The organism is Actinoallomurus liliacearum (assembly GCF_039542035.1).
GTDB lineage: Bacteria > Actinomycetota > Actinomycetes > Streptosporangiales > Streptosporangiaceae > Actinoallomurus > Actinoallomurus liliacearum.
On the sequence record NZ_BAABHJ010000032.1, the window covers coordinates 146,071 to 167,471 of the forward strand.

The window sequence follows — 21,401 nt, forward strand, 5'->3', positions numbered from 1 at the left end:
GCTCACGGGCTCCTGCGGACGGCCCGCGCTACAGGCGCTTCAGCTCTTCGAGCGCGTCGGCGAGGTGGTCGATGAGCCTCCAGACGTCGGGGACCATCTCGCGGCAGGCGGTCAGGCCGATGTCGAGGTTGCCGTTGTAGGAGAAGACGGTGATGTTCAGGCCGCCGCTCAGGTCGCTGACGACCGACAGTGGGTGGTAGGCGAGGACCTCGGCCCGGCACAGGTACAGCGGGAACTGCGGTCCGGCGACGTTGGAGATCACCAGATTGATCGGCGGAACGGCGGAGGGCGCCAGGCGGAGCAGCGCCCGCGCCGCCAGGCCGCCGAACGCCGGGGGGACCACCGCGGTCAGCTCCTCCAGCCAGCGGTCCGGCGTCGCGACGAGACGCCGCTTGGCCGTCGTCATGGTGGCGTGCGTCTCCGCGATCCGGTCGCGGGGATCGGCGAGGTGGGTCGGCAGCGGGGTGAACATGGCCGACACCTGGTTGCCGTGGGCGTCGTCGTCGAGCGAGCGGGTGGAGACGGGGACCGCCGCGATGAGCGGCCGGCCGGGCAGGGCGTCGTGGTCGATCAGCCAGCGCCGGAGCGCGCTCGCGCACAGCGCCATCACGACGTCGTTGACGCTCACGCCCAGCGCGTGCCGTACCTTCTTCACCTCGTCCAGGGGCAGCGAGCCGACCGCGACCCGCCGGTGCCGCGTCACCGTTCCGTTGAAGGGCGTCCGAGGCGCGGTCAGGTCCGCCTGAGGGGGGACCTCGCCCGTACGCGCGGCCGTGCGCAGCGCGCCGGTGAGGACGCCGACCCCGGGCAGGCGCCCGACCAAGGGAAAGGTGTCGAGGAAGGGGACCGCGCGCAGCAGCCCCCCGGTCGTGCGCAGCGGATGCACGGCGGCGCGGGCGGCCGCGCCGGCCAGCAGGCTCCAGGCGCCCGGGGGACGCTCGGGCCGCCAGCGGTCGGCGACGTCCACCTGACGCGGTTCGGGTTCCAGGTCGAGCAGGGCGGCGACGATCTGCGCGGCGGCGACGCCGTCGATGAGCGCATGATGGATCTTGGCGTACAGCGCGATCCGGCCGCCGCGCAGGCCCTGCACCAGGTACATCTCCCAGAGCGGGCGGGCCCGGTCCAGCGGTCGCTGGTGCAGCCGCGCCACCTGCTCGGCGAGCTGCCGGTCGTCGCCCGGCTCCGGGAGGGCGATCTCGCGGACGTGGTACTCCAGGTCGAAGTCCGGGTCCTCGATCCAGTACGGGTGGTCGAGTCCGAGGGGCACCTCGGCCAGCCGCCAGCGGAACTGCCGCACGAGTGGAAGGCGCCGGCGCATCAGCTCCATCAGGTCGTCGAGGGTCAGGCGGCCGCCCGGCGCCCCGCTGGGGTCCAGGACGGCCAGGCCGGCGATGTGCGCGACCGTGCCCCGCGACTCGACGTTGAGGAACTGCGCGTCAAGGGCACTGAGCTGGCGCATCGGCCGACCTTTCGTCTCACCCCGCCGCCGGCGCTCGCGGCGCCCCCGGACCGGACGCCCGACGGCCGGTCGTCTCCTTCGTCCTTCTCGATATTTCGGCGCGGGCGAGAAAGTCAAACCTCACGAACGCCTGCATAATCCGCCATCAGCGTCGTCTGCCGCCCTAAACGCAGTGCACTGATTTGTCGCGATACATCGCTTGTTCAGGTGAGATATCACTGTCTGTGATTAACGCCAGGTCTGAGGCGTAATGCCGGGCCGGTGGGCGCGGAAAAGTGACGGGTGGCGACACCGAACTTCCCGGAAGGGTGGTGCCCGCTTCCGGTGATGGGGAGAATGGGCTGACGTCCCTGCTCACTCAGAGTTATGGTGCGAGACCATGCCCCTTGACCCCCAGTCCCCCATCGGTGGGACCGGCTCCCCGCCGGCCGGCGACGCCGGCCGGTCCGCCGGGGTGCCCGGCGGTCCCCCCGGCGAGGGGGCCGGCGCTCCGCCGGCCGGGGGCGGGTCGCCCGGCGGCCCCGGGCCGTCCGGCGCGGCGTCGCTCGACGAGATCCGCTCGCTGCTGGCCGGGCTGACCGAGACCGTCGGCCGGGAGCACGAGCGGGCGGCGCACCGCGAGCGCGTCATCGACCGGCTGTACGAGGACAACCAGCGGCTGCGCCACGGCGAGCTGCAGGCGGCGTTCGAGCCGGTACGCGCGGCGCTGTACCGCCTCTACGACCTGGTGCGGCGGGAGGCCGAGCGGGAGACGGTGGACGCGGCCCACACGCCGGTGCTGCTGGCGGCGATCGCCGACGAGCTGGCCGAGGTGCTCGCCCGCACCGGCGTCGAGCGGATGCCCGTGGCGGCCGGTGAGGCGTTCGACCCTGCGCGGCACCGTCCGGCGGGCGTCCAGGACGTGGACGACGCGGAGCTCGACGGCACCGTCGCCAGGGTGCAGCGGGCCGGCTTCGTCCGAGGTGACCGGATCGCACGACGTGCCGAGGTGATCGTCGCCCGGGTGGCGGCCGAACCCGTCGGAGGAGATTGAGATGGCTGTCTACGGTATCGACCTGGGCACGACCCACTCGTGCATCGCGCGCATCGACGACGTCGGCCGCCCGGCCGTGCTGCGCAACATGGAGGGCACCGACACGACGCCGTCGGTCGTCTACTTCGAGTCGGCCGACAACGTCGTCGTCGGCGCGCCGGCGAAGGACACCGCGGTGCTGTTCCCCGACCTGGTGGTCAGCCTGATCAAGCGGGACATGGGCCACGAGGTGCCGCGCGAGCTGCACGAGCGGGACTACTCCCCCGAGGAGATCTCCGCGTTCGTCCTGCGCAAGCTGGTGGCCGACGCGACGTCGACCACCGGCGAGGAGGTCAGCGACGTCGTCATCACGGTGCCGGCCTACTTCGGCGCCGCCGAGCGGGACGCCACACGCAAGGCCGGCCGCATCGCCGGCCTGAACGTCATCGACATCATCTCCGAGCCGATCGCCGCCGCCATCACGTACGGCGTGCTCAACCCCTCGACGGCCGCCGACGGCGAGGACGCCGACGGCGGGTCCGCGGACCGCACGATCCTGGTGTACGACCTCGGCGGCGGCACCTTCGACACCACGGTCATCACCCTGCGCGGCGGCGACATCTCCGTGGTCTGCACCGACGGCGACCACGAGCTGGGCGGCGCCGACTGGGACGCCCGGGTCGTCGAGTACCTCGCCGGACGGTTCGCCGAGGAGCACCCCGACGTCGGCGACCCCCTCGACGACAAGCACACCGAGCAGCAACTGCGGCACGACGCGGAGGAGGCCAAGAAGGCCCTGTCGCTGCGCACCCGGCACGTCGTCCGCGTCATGCACGAGGGCCGGGTCGCGACGGTCGAGCTGACCCGCGACAAGTTCGAGGAGATCACCAAGGACCTGCTCGACCGCACCATCGAGATCACCGGCCGCACGCTCGCCACCGCGGCGAGCAAGGGCGTGTCCGACTACGACGACCTGGTGCTCGTCGGCGGCTCCACGAAGATGCCCGCCGTGCAGCGGCGGCTGGCCGGCGAGCTGGCCCTCAGCCCTCGCCTGCAGGACCCCGACCTGGCGGTCGCCAAGGGCGCCGCGCTGTACGCCTTCGAGGAGACCTACCGTCAACTCCTGGCCAAGGGCGAGACGGACCAGGCGCTCGACCTGGCGACCCGGGCCGGCCTGTCCGAGACCGAGCAGGAGCGGATGGCGGCCCGGCAGATCACGACCGTGGCCTCCCGCGCGTTCGGCATCATCGCGCTGGACCCGGACACCGAGCAGGAGCACGTCGTCCACCTCGTGCACGCCAATGACGCACTTCCCCGCGGCAAGACCCGCGAGTTCGGCACCGTCGAGGAGGACCAGACGATCGTCAAGATCATCGTGGTCGAGCAGGCGGGCAGCACGGAATCGACCGAGGTCGCCCACAACACGCCCATCGCCGACGGCGAGCTGAAGATCCCGCCCGGCAAACCCGCCGGCTGGCCCATCGAGGTGACGTTCGCCCTCGACACCTCCGGGCTGCTGCACGTCACGGCCGTGGAGAAGGAGACCACCGAGGAGCTCACGCTCGAGGTACGGGTCGGCGGCATGTCCGACGAAGAGGTGCACCAGTCACGCACCGACCTGGCCCACATACGCGTCGACTAGGGCCGCCTAGTGGTCTTTGACGAACGGCGCTATGTCCGGGAGGTGCTGGAGCCCGCCCGGGCGGCCGGGGACCAGCCGCCCGACGACCTGCGCCTGCGGTACGCCCTGCCGGATCCGCTGGTCGCCCGCGAGGTGGCCGACCGGGTCAAACGCGTGCGCACCTGCTGGCGCAAGGCACGGGGCCAGCTGCGGTTCCGCCGGCTGGTCGACCGTCTCGAAGGCGAGCACCTGAGGCTCGCGCCGCTGTTCGAGCGGGCGGCGGCGGGCGACCTGGCGCCGCTGCGCGCCGAGATCGCCGCCGCGGGCGACCGGGCCGGACGCCGCCGTGCCGAGCTGCGGGACCGGCTGCTGGACGCCGCCGGGGACCTGCGCATGCTGTCACCCGCCGACCTGCGGGAGATCGGCGGCGAGGCCGCGGACGTCGCCCGCGCCGCCGGCATCGAGATCCGGGAGCCGGACCCGCTGCCGGCCGCACCGCCCTACGCCGGGTACGCGCGGGCCCGTGACGCGCTGGACGCCCTCGGCCTGCGGCACCTGCGCGAGTTCCTGACCGGCGAGCCGCACGCGGGCCGCGTCCTCGGTGGGACCCCCGACCTGCGGCCCGCGGCACAGCGGGTCGGTGAGCAGTGGAGCCGGCGGCCGCACGACGGGAACCGCACCAACGCCGACACGGTCCTGGTCGCGGTGCGTCAGGTCGGCGCCCGGCTGGCGGAGCTGGTGCGGTACGACGTCGTGGCGCGGCTGCGCGCACGGCACCAGCAGCGGGCCTCGGAGGGCGCGCTGCTGCGGTACGCCGCCGACGAGCTCGGGGTGGACCGCGACGACGCGCGCCGCCTGGTCTTCGCGATCCGGCGGGAGACCGCCCCGGCGGGCGGTCTGACCGCGCGGCTGCGCGACCTCATCGACGCGGGCGAGGTGCAGGCGGCCGCCGAACTGGCCGAGCTCGCCGGCGAGCCGGCCGGCGACGGGCGGGCCCTGGTGGACGACGCACGGGTCCTCGCGGACGAGGCGCGGCGGCGGGTGGCCGCGGCGACGGCGCTACGCCAGGAGGCGGCGTCCCTCCTGCTGTCCGACCCCGACGGGGCGTGGCTGCGGCTCGCCGACGCGCTGCGGCTGGTCGGCGACCTGCCCGGCGCCGCCGAACTGCAGGCCGGGCTGCCGCCCCGGGCGCCCGGACGGCTCGAGGCGGCCGTCGACGGCGCCGCCGTCGCGCTGTCCTGGTCGCCGTCACCGTCCCGCGTCGGTGAGATCGGGTACGTGGTGCTGCGCTGCTTGGGGCGGGTCCCCCGGCACCCCGGTGACGGGGAGCGGCTCGCGGCGGAGGCGGCGCACGCCCGTGACCCCGCGCCTCCCCTCAACGCGCCCGTCTACTACGCGGTGTTCGCCGTACGCGGCTCGGCGGCGTCGGCGCCCGCGGTCGCCGGGCCGGTCCTCGTGCGTCCCGAGCCGGCGGACGTCACCGTGACCGCCGCGGACGGCGTGGTCGCGGCCCGGTGGTCCTGCCCGCCCGAGGCGATCCGCGTCATCGTGACCCGGGACGGCACGCCCGTCCCGGCGGCGCGCACCGGTTTCCGCGACGAGACCGTGCGCAACGGGACGACCTACCACTACCGCATCGCCGCCGCGTACCTCGGCGCCGACGGCGGGGAGACCGTGACGGCCGGGGTGCACGCCGCCGCGACGCCCGCCGCCCGGCCCGGCCCCGTGACCGGGTTCGACGTCGAGCACGACCCCGCCGGGCGGCTCGTCGTCACCTTCGACCCGCCGGCCGACGGCGAGGTCGAGCTCGTCGCGATGGACGGGCCGCCGCCCTGGCCGCCCGGCACGACCCTGCCGCTGGAGGACGTTCGGCGGGTGGGCCGGGTGCTGCGCGCGGTCCCCGCTCCGGGTGGCCTCACGGTCGAGACGGGCCCGGGCGTGCTGCTGTCCGTGTCGGTCGCCGGGGACCTCGCCACCGTCGGCGCGTACCGCGAGCACGTGAGCCTGACGCCCCCACGCGAACTGATCGCCCAGCGGCGCGGCGAGATGATCATCCTGGGGTTCGACTGGCCGCCGGACGTCACCGAGGTCGAGGTCGCCTGGTGGTCGGGCACCGGCGACGCGCGCCGCCTGCCCGTCGGCCGTGCCGGGTACGACGCCCACGGCGGGGTGCGCCTCCCGGCGCCCGCGGACGAGACGGTCACCATCGAGGTCGCCGCGGCGGGGACGGCGCGGGGACGGCGGGTCACCGGCTCGCCCGTGACCACCGTGGTGCCGGGCCGCACCGCCGTCGGCTACGAGGTGCGCCGCCCCCGCCTGCGCGGCCCGCTGACCGTCACCCTGTCCGCCGCCGTCCCCGTACGCCTGCGGCGGCTGGTCCTGGTGACCAGGTCGGGTCCCATGCCGCAGCGGCCCGGCGACGGCCGGACGGTGATGACCTGGGACGACGTCGACGTGCCCGCGCGCCTCGAGGTCGCGCTGCCGCGCCTGGCCCGGCCGTACTGGCTGCGCTGCTTCGCCGAAGACGACACAATCGACCTGCGCGACCCCCCGGTCCGCCACCTGAAGGTGGGCTGAGGATGGGATACGACGCGGGACACGACCGCCCCGGCTCCCGCACGGCCTCCGGGCGGGGCGACGCTCGACCGGAACGCGAGGGCTGATGCCGTCGATCACTTGTCCCTACTGCTTCGCGCGGGTGGAGCGCGAACGGATCGCGTTCCGCTGCGCGGGCGGTCCCGGACGGGGCCCCGGCTGCGCGCCGCGGCTCGACGAGCGGCTGGCCGCCTACACCGGGTCCGCGGCGGCCGCGTCGCTGCCCCCGGTCTTCGGCCCGCCGGAGCCGCCGGCGCGCCTGCTGATCGGCCGGGCTCCGGTCCGCCGTGCCGCCTGCCCCGAGTGCGGGCGGACCACGGCCCGCCGCGCGTGCCCGGAGTGCCACAACCCGCTGCCCGCGGCGTACTGCGAGACACCGGGCAAGATCGTGGCCCTCGTCGGCGCGAAGAACTCCGGGAAGAGCACCTACATCTCGGTGCTGCTGCACGAGCTGTCACACCGGATCGGCGCGGAGCTCGGCACCTCGCTCGTCGCCTGCGACGACCGCACGATCGAGCGCTACAAGCGCGACTTCCACCGGCCGCTGTTCGGGGAGCGGCGGCTGCTGCCCGCGACCGCCAGCGCCGTGACGACGCCGCGCGACCCGCTGGTGTACCTCCTCACCCGGACCCGGCGCCGGCGCCTGCGGCAGCGGGACATGTCCCTGACGCTGGTGCTGTTCGACACGGCGGGTGAGGACCTGCGCAGCCGGGACGTCACCGACCTGCACCTGCGCTACCTCGCGGCGGCCGACGCCATCATCTTCCTCATCGACCCCCTGGAGCTGAAGACCGGGGACGGCGACCCGGACGGCGACCCCGTCAACGTCATCGCCCGGGTCACCGAGCTGTTGCGCGCCGGCCGGGACGTCCCGCACGGCAGGCGGCTGCCGGTCCCCGCCGCCGTGGCGCTCACCAAGGTCGACGCGTTGCCGCTCGACGGGGCGCTGCAGCGGCACCGCGAGCGGACCGACGCGCTCGACCTGGACGACCGGGAGGCCGTGCAGGAGCAGGTCCGCGCGCTGCTGTACGACTGGCAGGCCGGGGAGCTCGACCGCTACCTGGGGCACGAGTACGCCGAGTACGGCCTGTTCGGGGTCTCCGCGCTGGGCGGTCTGCCACGCGACGGCGCGGTCGGTACGGGGGGCATCCGTCCGTACCGCGTCGAGGATCCGCTGCTGTGGCTGCTGTACCGGTTCGGGATGCTCGACGGGGCCCGCGGATGATCTGGCGGCTGGACTACACCTCGGTCGAGCGCGGGCCGACGGGCCGATCGGGCTTCCAGTTCGTCGAGATGAGCCCGGACACACCGCCCGACGTCATCGGCGCGGTCACCTCGTACATGGCGTACCGGCCCCCGCCGGGGGCGCCGTCCGCGCCGGGCCCCGAGGAGCTGGCGGGCTTCCCCACCGCGCTGACCTACGGCCGCGCGGACGAGTACGCCGTGCTGGCCCGCTGCCGGTACACCGGCCGCGACTACTCGGGCCGGTACGGCAACTTCCTCGGACAGGCGATCGTGGCCACTCCGGAGGAGATGGAGGGGCTGCGGCCGATCGAGTTCTGGGACTCCCCCCTGTGGGACGCCGCCGTGCCGGCGGACGATCCGGCGGCGGCCGTCCTGACGCCCGGCACGGCGTTCGACCCGGAGACGCTCGTCGGACGGCTCGGCGGCGAGCGGGCGCACGACCGCCTCGCCGCGCTCCTCGACGCCGTCGCCACGGTGGTGGACGCGGGCCACGGCCGGGTGGTCCTGGTCGCCGAGGACGTCGAGGTCGTCGCCCGGTGGATCGCGGTGACGTCGTACTCGCTGCCCGCGGACCTCGCGGCGCAGCTCTCGTTCACGACGTACGCCGCCGCCCCGGACGCCGCGCCGCAGGTCATCGTCGGCACCGTCCCGGCCGCCTGCCCGGACGGCGGTTTCCGCCTCGACGAACCGTTCGCCCCGGACGGCGCGCGGCCGGGCCGGTTCGCGCGGGTGATCACGGACTGCTGGCGGACCGGTGACCTGGACGGCATCGACGCGGTTGGGGAGCTGATCGCCGACGGACCGCAGGGTCCCGGCGCTCTCGAGGACGCGGCGGCGCGGGGCTCCCGGGGCTCCGGGCGCTCCACCGACGGGGAGACCTCCTCGCCCGGCGGTACGGCGGGCGCGCCGCGTCACCTCCAGGACGGGGAGGTCCCCTCGGCCGGCTCCGCGGCGGCGGGCGGCGCGCGTCCCGCGCGGAACGGGGAGGTCCCCTCGCCCGACGGCGCGGCGGGCGGCTCTCCTCACCTCCGGGGCGGCGGGGTGTCCGCGCTCGATGGCGCGGCGGCGCTGCTCGCGTTGTGCCGAGGGGACACGGCCGTCTCCGCCGGCGAGCAGGCGGTGGCCGCCGGACTGGTCCGCGCCCGCGGGGTGCCCGGCTGGACCTGGCCGTCGCTGCGGCCCGCGCTGCCCGCGGTCGGCTTCGAACTGGCGGCGGCGCTCGCGGACGCGGTGCCGGAGGCGGCCGAGTGCTGTGTCCGGCTGGCCCTGGCGGACCCGGCGCTACGGCCGCGGCTGACCGGGGTACGGCTGCGCGACGGGCTGCCGGAGGACTTCCGGACGGCGATGACCGGAGCGCCGGACCTGCGGGCGCTCGCCGGGGTCGTCGACCTCGCGGTCCAGGTCGGCGGCGCGGTGGACGCCGACCATCTGGTCGCGGCGGCGGCCGCCTGCGCGCGGCGTGGCGCGGGTGACGTGGCCGCGGCGGTCGAGGCGACTCCGCCGCTCTGGCGGGAGGCGATGGCCTCCGGCGTGGTGACCGGACTGGAGGCGAGCGCCTCGGCGGTCCGGCGGGCGATGCTGACGCCCGAGGCGTGTGCCGCGCTCGGCGACCGGGACTGGACGCGTGCCCCGCGCACCGGAGGCCTGGTCCTGTCCGCGCGCGCCGACCGCCTGACGGCCACCGCCGCGCTGGTCGAGCTCGAACCTCACGGCCTGCCCGACATCGAAGACCTGCTCGGCGTGCTGTGGACGGAGCCGCCGACGGTGCCGGAGTGCCGGTGGCTGGTGGAACGGCTGGGCCCGGCGATGCGGCGGTTCGCCGTCCTGCGCGCCCTGCCCCGCCGGGTGTTCGACGGCCTGCCGCTGGAGGCCGAGGAGGGCGTACGGCTCGCCCGGCTGATCCATGACCGGCTGCCGACCCTGGCCGGCGCGGCGCGCATGGTCCTGACCTACGAGCGGGCGCTGCGCGTCGGCTCCGAGGAGGACGTCGCCGTATTCCTGACCACGTTGCGGCGGGGCGAGCCGCTGCACGAACGCGCGCTGGCCGGTGTCTCCCGCGTCTTCGCCGGCCGCTCGCCCGCGGCGCGGGCCCGGATGCTCGTCGCGGCGCCCGACACCGTACGCGACGACCTGGCGGAACCCTGGCCGGCCGCCGGCCTGGACCGGCACGGCCGCACGGACCTGGCGGAGGTCGAGGCGCGCCTCACGGAGGCCGGTGTGGCCGTCGCGGCCATCGCGGCGTGGGCGGACGGGCTGGGGAGGTTCGCCCGGCGGCAGGTCGAGTCGGCGCTCACCGACCGCGACCCGCGACTGGCCGCGGCATGGCGGCGTGCGCGGCGGGGGGCGTGACGCGATGCCCGTCGTCTACGTCTTGCTGTTCTGCCTCTGGGTCGGCCTGGTATGGGTCGAGTTCGTGTTCGTCGTCCCGGTCGCCGTACCGGTCGCCCTGGTCGCGGCCACCGGCGCGGGGATCGGCCGGTTCGCCGTCGTCGCGTGGCGGACCCTGACGGCCGTCAGGCTGGACGGGCCGTCCGCCGTGCCGCGGCCGGCGGCCGACGCGCCGGACCCGGTGTACCCGCAGTACCTCCTCGACCAGGTCTGGCGGGACGCCCGGACGCTGACGCTCCGGACGATCCCCTGGTGCCTGGCGGAGGCGCGCGGGGCCGTCACCACACTGACGGCGCGGATGCTGCCTCTCCCCCAGGGGCTCGCCGTGTTCCCGATCTGGCTCGGGTTGTGCGCCGGGATCCTGCTGTCGGCCCTGCCGCTGGCCGTCGCCGCCGTGGCCTTCGCCGTGGTGACCGTGTCGGTGGCGGGCGCCGGCCTGGTCGCCTGGTCGGCCTGCGTCCTGGTGCTCGGGACGGTCGAGCGGCTCTGGACCGCCTACCGCCGGATCCTGGTCGCCTGTCCCCATCCGGGCTGCTACGAGCGGCTGGCGCTGCCCGCGTACGCCTGCCCGAACTGCGACGCGCGGCACTTCCGGCTGGTCCCGAACCGGCTGGGCGCGTTCCGGCACGTCTGCCGGTGCGGCGCCCGGCTGCCCACGACGATCCTGCTCGGCCGGTTCCGGCTCAGCGCCTACTGCCCGCACTGCGGACGCCCACTGCCCGGGCGGATCGGCCGGGCGCGGGTCGAGCCGCTGCCGTTCGTCGGCGGGCCCGCCGCCGGCAAGACCACGCTGATGTTCCTGGCGGTACGGGCGCTGCGCGCCGGCGCCGCCGCGTCCGGTGGGCGCGCGGAGTTCGTCGAGGCGCGCGACGCGGGCGCCTACGCCGACGCCCTGGCCGAACTCGACGCCGGCGGACGCCTGGCCAAGACCGGGCCGGAGCTGCCCGCCGCGACGATGCTGGACGTGACGCTGCCCGCGGGCCACCGGATCCTCTACCTGTTCGACCCGGCCGGTGAGCTGCACACCGGGGCGACGCGGGTCGAGCGGCTGCGCTACCTCGACCACGGCGAGGCGCTGCTGTTCGTCATCGACCCGTTCGCCCTGCCCGAGCTGCGCCCGGCGCTGTCCCGTGAGGAACGGCTGCTGGTCGAGGCGACCGCGACGTCCGAGGAGGACCCCGCCGACACGCTGCAGCGGCTGCTGGCCGACCTGCGCTCCCGCGCCGACCAGGGCCGGCACCGTCGCATCGCCGTGGTCGTCACCAAGGCCGACGTCCTGCGCCGGACGTCGGTCGGCCGGGACGTCGAGGAGGACGTTCGCGGCTGGCTGGAGGGCGTCGGTCTCGGCAACACGATCCGCACGCTCGACCGCACCGCCGGGCACGTCCGCTACCTCGCCTCCGGCCTCGACACCCCGTCGGCCGCCCTCGCCGACCTGTTCGGCTGGGCGGTCGGGCTGCCGATCGACGGGCAGGACCGCGGCCCGGCGGACTCCCCGGGCCGGGCCCGCGACGACCGACCCGCCACCACGGAGCGGTCAGGCGCCGCGGGACCGGGCACGGCGGAACCGCCCAGCGCGGCGGGGTCGGACGCGGCGGGATCGGACGCGGCAGGGGCGGGCGCGGCGGAAGGGCGGGGCTCGTGGCGCGCCCCCGGCCGGTCCGAACGGCTCGTTCCCCTCACGTACCAACTGGGCCGCGGTGTCCTGCTGACCGCGCTCGTCGTGCTCGGCCCCACGGCACTCCTCCTGCTGGGGCTGGCCGGCTACGCCCGGTTCCGCTGAGGACGACGCGCTCCACGCCGGGCCGGCCCCGGAAGGGGCCGCTCCCGGCGCGGCCCGGCGCCGATCGAGGTGTTAGCGAGCGGACGCTGGTAAGGCTGGTGGTGTGAAAGCGATAACGATGCACCGCTACGGCGGCCCGGACGTACTCGAACTCACCGACGTGCCCGATCCGAAGGTCGGACCGGACTTCGTGCTGGTACGCGTGAAGGCGGCCGGGGTGAACCCGGTGGACTGGAAGATCCGGGAAGGGAACCTCGACGGTCTGTTCACCACGGACTTCCCCGTCATCCCCGGCTGGGACATGGCGGGCGTGGTCGAGCGGGTCGGCCCGGCCGTCAGCGAGTTCTCCCCCGGTGACGAGGTCATCGGGTACGTCCGGGAGGACCACATCGGCCGCGGCACGTACGCCGAACTGGTCTCGGCTCCGCTGCGCACGCTGGGCCGCAAGCCGAAGAGACTGTCCTGGGCCGAGGCCGCCGGGCTCCCGCTGGCCGGGCTGACCGCCTACCAGGCGCTCACGAAGGCCCTGGCCATCACTCCCGACGACACCGTGCTCGTCCACGCGGCCGCCGGCGGCGTCGGCTCGTTCGCCGTGCAGATCGCCCGCGCCAAGGGCGCCCGCGTCATCGGCACGGCCGGCCCGCACAACCACGACTACCTGCGCGAGCTCGGCACCGAACCGGTCGCGTACGGGCCGGGCCTCGCGGACGAGGTGCGTCGCCTGGCACCGGGCGGCGTGAACGCCGCCCTCGACCTCGTGGGCGGCGAGGCCATCGACGTCACGCCGGGGCTGTTGACCGACAAGGGACGCTGGGCGTCGATCATCGACCCGTCCGTCCGGGACCGCGGGGGACGGTACGTCTTCGTCCGGCCGGATCCGACCGACCTCGCCGCGCTCGCGGGCCTGGCCGACGACGGGCGGCTGAACGTCGCCGTCGCGAAGACCTTCCCGCTGGGCGAGGCGGCCGAGGCACAGCGGCTGAGCGCCGAGGGCCACACCCGGGGGAAGATCGTGCTGGAGATCGGGTGAGGAGCCCGGCCGGCGGGCCGAGGGAAGATCTTCAGGGCATCGGCACGTTGGGAAGCGCATGAGAATCGTGATCGCGGGAGGACACGGCAAGATCGCCCTCCTTCTCGAAGAGCTGCTGGCTGCGCGCGGTGACGGCGTCGTCGGCCTGTTCCGCAACCCGGACCACGCCGCCGACGTCGCGGCCACCGGCGCCGCCCCGGTCGTCTGCGACCTGGAGTCCGCGAGCCTGGAGGACGTCGCGGTCCACCTGGACCGGGCGGACGCGGTCGTGTTCGCGGCGGGCGCGGGGCCGGGCAGCGGTGCCGCCCGCAAGGACACCGTGGACCGCGCCGCGTCGGTGCTGCTGGCCGACGCGGCCGAGCGGGCCGGGGTCCGCAGGTTCGTGCAGATCTCCTCGATGGGCGCGGGCAGGCCGCCGCAGCCCGGTCGCGACGACGTCTGGGCCGCCTACATCGCGGCCAAGACGGCCGCCGAGGAGGACCTGCGCGGGCGCGACCTGGACTGGACGGTCCTGCGCCCGGGCGGCCTGACCGACGACCCGGCGACCGGCCGCGTCCGGCTGGAGGAGTCCGTGCCGCGCGGTACGGTGACCCGCGCCGACGTGGCGCGGGTGGTCGCCGCGCTGCTCGACACCCCTGGCACCGCCGGTCGGACCCTCGAACTCGTCGGCGGTGACACGCCGATCGAGGACGCCGTCCGCGCCGCCGCCCGAGCCTGAGGGCGCGCCCCGTCCGGCCCGGCGCGCCACCGGACGGCGCCGCCGTGGGACGCGGACGGCCGCGCCGTTCCGGGCAGTGCGGTTCCCGGTCCCCGGCGGCACGCGGTCCGGCCCGGAGCGTCAGGCGCGGTTCCCGGTCCCCGGCGGCACACCCGGCCCGGAGCGTCAGCGGATGGTGCCGCCGTCGGGCGCGGACAGCAGCGGCAGTTCGGCGCGGGTGGGCAGGCCCTCCCAGTCCCCGGCGGCGGCCACCGCGAAGGCTCCGACGGTGACGGCACGGTCGAGCCGGTCTTCGATCGGCAGGTCGTCGAGGACGGCGGACAGGTAGCCGGCCGTGAAGGCGTCACCGGCGCCGACGGTCCCGGTCACCGGGACGGTGCGCGCGGGCATCCGTACGGCGCCGGCGGCCGACCAGACCCGTGCCCCCGCGCCACCGTGCTTGACGACGACCTCGCCGATCCCGGTATCGAGGAGCTGGCCGGCCGCACGCTCCTCGCCGGTCTCCCCGCCCGCGACGAGCGGAAGCTCGTCCTCGGAGGCGATCAGGACGTCGACGCAGGGCAGGAGCTCGCCGAGCACCCGGGCGGCCAGGTCGGGCGACCACAGCCGGGATCGGTAGTTCACGTCCAGGCAGATCCGGGTGCCGGCCTCGCGGGCGCGGCGCACGGCGCGTTCGACCGCGAGGCGCGGATCGGGGCCGAGGGCGGGGGTGATGCCGGTGACGTGCAGGAACCGGGCCGGTTCGGCGGCGGGCAGCGCGGCGTCGGCGTCGTCGGCGCGCAGGGCCGATCCGGCGGAACCGGATCGGTAGTAGTGCACGCGCGTGACGTGGGCCACCCGATGCTCCTGCAGGAGCAGGCCGGTCGGCGCGGTCGGGTCCTGCCGTACCGTTCCCACGTCGACGCCCTCGGCCCGCAGGGTGCGCTGCACCAGCTCGCCGAGTTCGTCGGCGCCCACGACACCCGCCCACCGGACACGGTGGCCCAGGCGGGCGAGTCCGATCGCGACGTTCGCCTCGGCGCCGGCCATCGAGAGGGTGAGCGGGCCGCCCAGCCGGAGCGGGCCGTCGCCGCGCAGGGCGGCCATGGCCTCGCCGATGGTGACGACCTCGAGTGTGCGGGCGATGTCATCCTGACGGCCGGTGGGCCGGCGGCCCCCCGCCGCGGCCCGCCGCCGCGTCATGCTCATGTCCTGCGCTCCGAGAGGGGGTCGGTCCGGCCGAGCGCCCAACCGGACCGGTCCCCTGTCCGGTCCGTCATCCGGTCGGCTCGGTCGGTCGTCCGGTCGATGGGTCCGTGCGCCGTCATGCCCTGCCCTGTCACGCCGTCCAGGGTGCCACGGCCTCGCTCGGTCCGGGGCGCCATGGCCTCGCTCACCACTCGGCCAGGGAACCGTCGTCGTGGCGCCATACGGGGTTGCGCCAGGCGTGCGGCCGCCGGTCGGCCTCGCGTACCGCCGCCTCGTCCACCGAGACGCCGAGACCGGGCAGGTCGTTCCGTACGGCGTACCCGTCGACGAAGGTGAACGGGGCCCGGTCCAGGACGTAGTCGAGCAGGTCCGCGTCCGTGTTGTAGTGGATGCCGGCGCTCTGCTCCTGGATCAGGAAGTTCGGCGTCGCGAACGCGACCTGCAGGCTGGCGGCGAGCGCGATCGGACCCAGCGGGCAGTGCGGCGCGAGTTGCACGTCGTACGCCTCGGCGACCGCCGCGATGCGCCGTGTCTCGGAGATCCCGCCGGCGTGTGAGAGGTCGGGCTGGGCGATCGACAGCCCCGCCTGGAGGGCGGGCAGGAAGTCGGAGCGGGAGTACAGCCGTTCGCCGAGCGCGACCGGCACCGTCGTGCCGCTCACCAGGTCACCGAGCCGGGACAGGTGCTCGGGGGCGACGGGCTCCTCGACGAACATCGGGTGGAACGGCGCGACGGCGGCGAGGATCCGGCGGGCCGCGGGCACGGTCGCCCGGCCGTGCGCGTCGAGGGCGAAGTCGCGGGCAGGGCCGAGCACCTCCCGCGCGACCTCGGCGCGTTCGACGATCCGGCCGATCTCCGCCGCGGTGGGCATGCTGGACAGCAGGCCGGAGGCGTTCATCTTCACGGCGGTGAATCCGGCCTCCACCTGCTCGGTGAGCGCTTCCCGCAGCCGGGCGGGCTCGTCGCCGCCCACCCAGGCATAGACGCGGACCCGGTCGCGCACCGGTCCGCCGAGCAGGCGGTGCACCGGCGCTCCGTAACACCGGCCCGCGATGTCCCACAGCGCCTGGTCCAGCCCGGCGACCGCGCTCGACAGCACCGGGCCGCCCCGGTAGAACCCGCCCTTGGTCAGGACCTGCCAGTGGTCCTCGATCCGCAGCGGGTCACGTCCGATGAGGTACTCGGCGAGCACGTCGACGGCCGTCCGCACCACCTCGGCGCGGCCCTCGACGACCGGCTCGCCCCATCCGACGAGGCCGTCGTCGGTCTCGACACGGCAGAACAGCCATCGGGGCGGGACGAGGAACGTCTCGATCTTGGCGATCTTCATTCCTGTGCTCTGCCCCGAATCCCGCCGTGTTCGCCTCGTACGCGGTGCAGATCCCGCCAGGCGCGCAGCAGCAGCGCCCGCATGGCCTCCTCGGCGGCGTCGCCGTCGCCGGCCCGCACGGCCTCCAGGACCGCCCGGTGGTTCGGGATCGCGTCGGCGCCGCCGACCACTCCGTGCACCAGAGCGTCGCGACCGGCCAGGCCGGCGCCCATCATGACGTCCATCCGGATCAGCAGTTCGTTGCCGGTGGCCACGAGCAGCGCGCGGTGGAACTCGACGTCGGCGGCGGTCACCTCGGTGTCCCCGCGCGCCCGTTCCATCCGCTGCAGCGCCCGCTCCAGGGCGATGAGCTGGACGGTGTCGCGGCGGAAGGCGGCCAGCCCGGCGACGCTCGGCTCGATGATGGACCGGATCTCGTGCAGGTCGCGGAGGAAGGCGTCGTCCGGCCCGGCGGCGAACTTCCACCGGATGACGTCGCCGTCCAGGAGGTTCCAGTCCGACCGGGGCCGGACGAACGTGCCGCGTTTGGGCCGGGCGAGGATGAGGCCCTTGGCCGTCAGCACCTTCAGCGCCTCGCGCAGCGCCGTGGAGCTCACGCCGAGCCGCTTCTGCAGGCCGGCGACGTCGATGCCGTCGCCTTCCTGGAACTCCCCGGCGAAGATCATGTTGGCGACGGCCTCCACGGTCTGACCGTGCAGCCCGCGGCCACCGTAGAACGCCACGGGTCACCCACCGTCCCGTTCGCCGGCGCGGCCCCTCACGCGGAGTCCCGCGCGATGCTCCAGCCGCCGTCCACGGTGAGGGCGGCGCCGGTCACGAAGGAGGCGTCCGGCGACGCGAGGTAGGTGATCGCCGCGGCCACCTCCTCCGGCTCGCCGAACCGCCGCAGGACGGTGGCCTGGACGCTCTTCGCGCGGTCGGTCTCGTCCACCCGCTCCCAGGCCGCGGTCATGATCGGGCCGGGGATCACGCAGTTGACCCGCGCGGCGGGGCCGTACTCGACGGCGAGCTGCCGGGTCAGCGCGACCAGCCCGCCCTTGGCGGCGGCGTACGCGGGGTGACCGGGCAGCCCGACGAGGGCGTGCACCGACGAGGTGATCACCATGGCGCCGGCGCGTTCGGCGATGCCGGGCAGGAGCCGCCGCGCGCCCAGGAACGCCGCCGTCAGGCACACGTCGATCTGGCGGCGCCAGGACTCCGGGGACAGCTCGTGGGCCGGTGCGACGTCCACGACGTACGCGTTGCTGACGAGGACGTCGACGGGGCCGAACGCCTCCTCCGCCACGCGGGCGGCGCGGTCCCAGGTGTCCTCCCGGCTGACGTCCCCGGCCAGGTACCTGGCCCGGCCCCCGGCCTCCCGGACGCGCGCCGCGACGGCCTCCCCCTCGGCGGACACGTCGACGATCAGCACGGCGGCGCCCTCGGCCGCGAGGCGGACCGCGGTCGCGGCGCCGATACCCGAGGCTCCCCCGGTCACCAGGCCGACCCGCCCGGCGTACCGCCGGGGCGCCGGTTCGCCCGGGACCGAGGGCGCGGCGTCCGTGCCGGGGGCTCCCCCGGCGGTCATCGGCCCCACCGTCCCGCGCGGCACCCGGTCGCCGGCCGTCCCGGGACCGAGGGCGTACCTCCTGCGCCGGAGGCTCTCGCGGTCACCGGCCCACCCGCCCGGACGTCGTCTTCCTCATGACCGCGGCCTCCTCCGTCACCGGCACCCTCCATCTCCCCGGTCCCTGATTCAAACAGGAAGACGAACGGCCGCTGATCCCCGAACCAGGGGATCCGCCGTCCCGTCCTGCCGGACGGGACGGGCGGCGCGGACGCGGGGCCGGGCCGCCGCGGCGGCTCCCGGACGGCGGAGCCCGCCGCGACCGGTGGCGGCCGGGCGCGGGGACACGGCGTCCGACCTGCGCCGACACGGAACGTACGGTGACGGGCGGACCGCCGCCCGCGACCGGCCGGGACCCGATGTGGGGGCACGGGCGGCGTTTCGCCCCCTGAATCCCACAGTGACCGGTTCCGGCCATGTAGGTGCCGACTCAGAACGGCGTGAGGGTCACCGTCACGGACGTCGGCGCTTCGTCCTGGATGTAGGAGGCGTGGCCGGCCACGTCGTCGAAGGCGAAGCCGTACGCGGCGCCGTCCGCGCTCGCCTGGTGCATCGCCCGGGCGTAGTGGTTGGTCACCGGCACCCGGTAGTACCGGGCCGGGTCCGCGGCCGGCTGGCGCGGCTCCGAGAGCAGGGTCGACCGGTTGAAGGCGGCGCCGAGGATCGCGGCGACCGGCCCGGTGACGCCGTCGTTCGGCGCCGCGAGCGCGCCGTCGCAGAACAGCACGTCGCGGGTCGACGGCCGGGCGATGGACGCGGGGGTCCGGGCCCCGCCGGTGAAGGACAGCCGCTCCCCGGTGACCGTCCCGGTGTACGTGCCGGCGTCCGTGCGGACCGTCAGCGGCGTGCGCCGGTACTCATTCCAGACCGCGTCGATGTAGGAATCGTAGTAATCCGCCGGGAAGAGACCGGCCTCGACGCCGTGCCCGGGCGCGATGACCCGCAGCCGGTCCCCGACGACCAGCCGGGCGAACTCCGGGCGCGCGGCCACCGCGGCGAAGATCCGGTCCCGGCCCCCGTCGACGAGGGTGCCGGTGGTCCGGGTACGGGTGCCCGCGAGCCGGATGGCGAGCGGGACGCTGAACATGTCGACCATCGTCGTGTTGCAGAACATGCCGGCGTCGTTGTGGGTGAACTCGATCCAGTCGTGGAGGATCCGGTAGTTCGGGTCCGCGCCGACCCAGCCCGCCGGATACTGCAGGGCCGGCCTGCCGTTCCCGTCGGTGACGACCTTCAGCCGCAGCCGGTCGCCGATCGAGAAGTAGACCCGGCCCGACATCTTCGGCAGGACGACGGTCGCTTCGCCGGAGTCCCGGAACGGGATGGCGTAGTCGGTGAACCCGCCGGGCCCGTTGTCCGACGCCGTGCACGGGACGAACGCGCCGTCCGCCGTCACGTGCCCCTGGGCGCCGGTCGCCGGGTCCACCCCGACGACGTACATGTGGATCGACGCGTCGGCGTACCTGCCGGTCCGGTTCACCGCGGTCAGCGGCAGGCCGCCTGTGGTCGCCGCCGTGCTCCGGGCCCGCGACGACGGCGCGCATCCCGTCGTTCCGCCGCCGAACGCGAGTGCGCCGAGAGCGGCGGTCGACGCGAGGAACGACCTTCTGCCGATCATTCTGCTGTGCACGAGTTCCCTCTCCTGTCCTGAGACCGCGTCCGGCGTTCAGCGAAGCGGCCGGGGAACCGCCGCGGCAGGTGCTTAAGGCCCGCTTCAGGTTTGGTTAAGGACGTGATGAACGAGGACGCGGCGGAACAGGGCGGGGAGCCGCCGTCCGGCGAGGATGGACGGGCGTGCCACGGCGCCGCAGGCCGTTCGCGGCCTGCGGCGTCGCAGACCGCCCCCGAGGAGAGATGTGACAACCCCGCGCACCCTGTCCCTGTCCGTCCTGGCCGCGGCCACCGCCGTCGTCACGATGGCCGGCCCCGCCCTCGCCTGCCCACCCGGCGGCGACGACGAGACCCGGACGAGCGAGCCCGCCGTCCAGCAGGACGTCGTCTCCCACCAGATCCGCTCCGTCCCGCTGCCGCCCTCCGCCGCCGTCAAGGGAGTGCGCCTCGCGGCCACCCTTCCCGACGCCAAGGGCGCGATCTCCCTCGGCTTCCTGACGTACGGGCACCGCACGGTGATGTACGTCTCCGGGACCTTCGGGCTGAAGACATACGACGTGACCGACCCGGCCGCGCCGAAGGCCCTCGGCGCGCTGTCCATGCCGGGCATGTGGGAGACGGAGGACACCGAGGCCGACCCGCGGCGAAAGCTGGTCTTCATGGCCCGCGACCCGCGCGCCTTCGGCGGCAACACGCACACCGGCGAGTCCGGGATCTACATCGTGAGCCTCGCCGACCCCGCGAAGCCGGTGCAGCAGGCGTACGAGAAGGTCCCCGCCGGGCACACGACGAGCTGCGTCGACGGCTGCCGTTACCTGTGGACGGGCGGCCCCGCCAGGGCCGACTGGATGCCCGCCGACTGGGGCGGCCGCCCGGTCTGGGTGACCGACGTACAGGACCCCCGCCGTCCACGGACGTTCCCGCAGCCGATCGAGCTCGGCCGCGACGACGGGAAGACCGACTACGTCCACGACATCCAGGTCGACGCGACGGGGGTGACGTGGGCGTCCGGCGCCGGCGGCGTGCGCGGCTACTGGACCCAGGGGCGCCACTGGGACCCCGTCCGGCGCACGACGCGCGTGGCGCGCGCCTGGGACCCGGTGCCGTACGCGGGCGGCGGTGTCAGCGAGACCGCCGCGCCGTCGAGGTTCATGCACAACTCCTTCCGGCCGGTCGGCTCCACCGCCGATGAGGCGCCGGGCCACGGCGACCTCGTCTACATCACCGAGGAGGCGTTCAACCCCGGCTGCGCCGACGACGGCCGGCTGGTGATCGCCTCACTGCGCGGTTCGTACGACGGCGAGGGCTGGCGCTCGACGCCGGAGGAGCCGTTCCGCCTGCGGACGGTCGGGACGTGGAGCGTGGCGGGCCAGGAGGGTAGCCGGACGGACACCGACGACTGCTCGGCCCACTACTTCGACGTCCACCACGACCTCCTGGCGCAGTCCTTCTACACGCAGGGGACCCGTCTCCTCGACGTGCGCGACCCGGCCCATCCGAAGCAGGTGGCCTATTACCGGCCGGCCGACGCGATGTCGTGGGCGCCGTACTGGCACGCGGGATACCTGTACGTCGCGGACAACAATCGCGGCATCGACATCCTGCGCCCCGAGGTGCACTGAGCCGCATAAGGGCGGTTTTCGGACGGGCGGTCGCGGCGTCGACGCGCCGCCGCCCGGACCTCCGCCGAGGAGAGCCCGGCCCGAGTGCCGTGTTCGTCACTTTTTCCTGGTGGCGGGCGCGGCACTCGCCTTTCCCGCCCGCCTCCCCTTTCCGGCTTCGCCGCACGTGAGAGTGCCTTTTCGGACGTTACCC

General features: G+C 75.1%; 15 protein-coding genes. 9 read left to right on the forward strand and 6 right to left on the reverse strand.

The window, feature by feature from the left end; all coding sequences use genetic code 11:
- Window positions 1–28: 28 nt before the first annotated feature.
- Window positions 29–1,459, reverse strand: coding sequence for a WS/DGAT/MGAT family O-acyltransferase (locus ABD978_RS35890; protein WP_345364635.1), 1,431 nt, complete (start codon window positions 1,457–1,459; stop codon window positions 29–31).
- A 379-nt stretch (window positions 1,460–1,838) separates the two neighbouring features.
- On the opposite strand from ABD978_RS35890, the gene ABD978_RS35895 reads away from it, so the two are divergent.
- From ABD978_RS35895 to ABD978_RS35930, 8 genes are all read left to right on the forward strand, one after another.
- Window positions 1,839–2,492: a nucleotide exchange factor GrpE gene (locus ABD978_RS35895; RefSeq protein WP_345364637.1), complete on the forward strand. Its 654-nt coding sequence runs from the start codon at window positions 1,839–1,841 to the stop codon at window positions 2,490–2,492.
- A gap of 1 nt (window position 2,493) precedes the next feature.
- Window positions 2,494–4,113 carry an Hsp70 family protein gene (locus tag ABD978_RS35900; RefSeq protein WP_345364639.1) on the forward strand — a complete coding sequence of 540 codons (1,620 nt, stop codon included), beginning with the start codon at window positions 2,494–2,496 and terminating at the stop codon, window positions 4,111–4,113.
- 9 nt (window positions 4,114–4,122) lie between these two features.
- Entirely contained in the window at window positions 4,123–6,669 is a 2,547-nt protein-coding gene (locus ABD978_RS35905) for a SaeA-related protein (RefSeq protein ID WP_345364641.1), read from the forward strand.
- An 85-nt stretch (window positions 6,670–6,754) separates the two neighbouring features.
- The gene (locus ABD978_RS35910) at window positions 6,755–7,912 is read left to right on the forward strand and encodes a TRAFAC clade GTPase domain-containing protein (RefSeq protein WP_345364643.1); all 1,158 of its coding nucleotides are present in this window, start codon (window positions 6,755–6,757) and stop codon (window positions 7,910–7,912) included.
- The gene (locus ABD978_RS35915) at window positions 7,909–10,281 is read left to right on the forward strand and encodes a GAP1-N2 domain-containing protein (RefSeq protein WP_345364645.1); all 2,373 of its coding nucleotides are present in this window, start codon (window positions 7,909–7,911) and stop codon (window positions 10,279–10,281) included. Before ABD978_RS35910 ends, ABD978_RS35915 begins: the two co-directional genes overlap by 4 nt.
- Before the next feature lie 4 nt (window positions 10,282–10,285).
- Window positions 10,286–12,103 carry a TRAFAC clade GTPase domain-containing protein gene (locus ABD978_RS35920; RefSeq protein ID WP_345364647.1) on the forward strand — a complete coding sequence of 606 codons (1,818 nt, stop codon included), beginning with the start codon at window positions 10,286–10,288 and terminating at the stop codon, window positions 12,101–12,103.
- 103 nt (window positions 12,104–12,206) lie between these two features.
- A complete protein-coding gene (locus ABD978_RS35925) occupies window positions 12,207–13,133 on the forward strand; it encodes an NADP-dependent oxidoreductase (RefSeq protein ID WP_345364649.1) in 927 nt (308 codons plus the stop codon).
- Window positions 13,134–13,191: 58 nt separating this feature from the next.
- On the forward strand, window positions 13,192–13,851 hold the full coding sequence (locus tag ABD978_RS35930; protein ID WP_345364651.1) for an NAD(P)H-binding protein: 660 nt from the start codon (window positions 13,192–13,194) through the stop codon (window positions 13,849–13,851).
- A 165-nt stretch (window positions 13,852–14,016) separates the two neighbouring features.
- Here the strand turns inward: ABD978_RS35930 and ABD978_RS35935 are convergent, their stop codons facing one another.
- The 5 genes from ABD978_RS35935 to ABD978_RS35955 all read right to left on the reverse strand — a co-directional run bounded on the left by ABD978_RS35935 (window position 14,017) and on the right by ABD978_RS35955 (window position 19,593).
- On the reverse strand, window positions 14,017–15,039 hold the full coding sequence (locus tag ABD978_RS35935; RefSeq protein WP_345364653.1) for a sugar kinase: 1,023 nt from the start codon (window positions 15,037–15,039) through the stop codon (window positions 14,017–14,019).
- A 184-nt stretch (window positions 15,040–15,223) separates the two neighbouring features.
- Window positions 15,224–16,369: a galactonate dehydratase gene (gene dgoD / locus ABD978_RS35940; protein ID WP_345364655.1), complete on the reverse strand. Its 1,146-nt coding sequence runs from the start codon at window positions 16,367–16,369 to the stop codon at window positions 15,224–15,226.
- Window positions 16,366–17,091, reverse strand: a complete 726-nt coding sequence (locus ABD978_RS35945; RefSeq protein WP_345364657.1) for a FadR/GntR family transcriptional regulator — start codon at window positions 17,089–17,091, stop codon at window positions 16,366–16,368. Before ABD978_RS35945 ends, dgoD begins: the two co-directional genes overlap by 4 nt.
- Window positions 17,092–17,126: 35 nt before the next feature.
- On the reverse strand, window positions 17,127–17,936 hold the full coding sequence (locus ABD978_RS35950) for an SDR family NAD(P)-dependent oxidoreductase (RefSeq protein ID WP_345364659.1): 810 nt from the start codon (window positions 17,934–17,936) through the stop codon (window positions 17,127–17,129).
- Window positions 17,937–18,405: 469 nt separating this feature from the next.
- On the reverse strand, window positions 18,406–19,593 hold the full coding sequence (locus tag ABD978_RS35955; protein ID WP_345364815.1) for a beta-1,3-glucanase family protein: 1,188 nt from the start codon (window positions 19,591–19,593) through the stop codon (window positions 18,406–18,408).
- Window positions 19,594–19,831: 238 nt separating this feature from the next.
- On the opposite strand from ABD978_RS35955, the gene ABD978_RS35960 reads away from it, so the two are divergent.
- On the forward strand, window positions 19,832–21,208 hold the full coding sequence (locus ABD978_RS35960; RefSeq protein WP_345364661.1) for an LVIVD repeat-containing protein: 1,377 nt from the start codon (window positions 19,832–19,834) through the stop codon (window positions 21,206–21,208).
- Window positions 21,209–21,401: the final 193 nt, after the last annotated feature.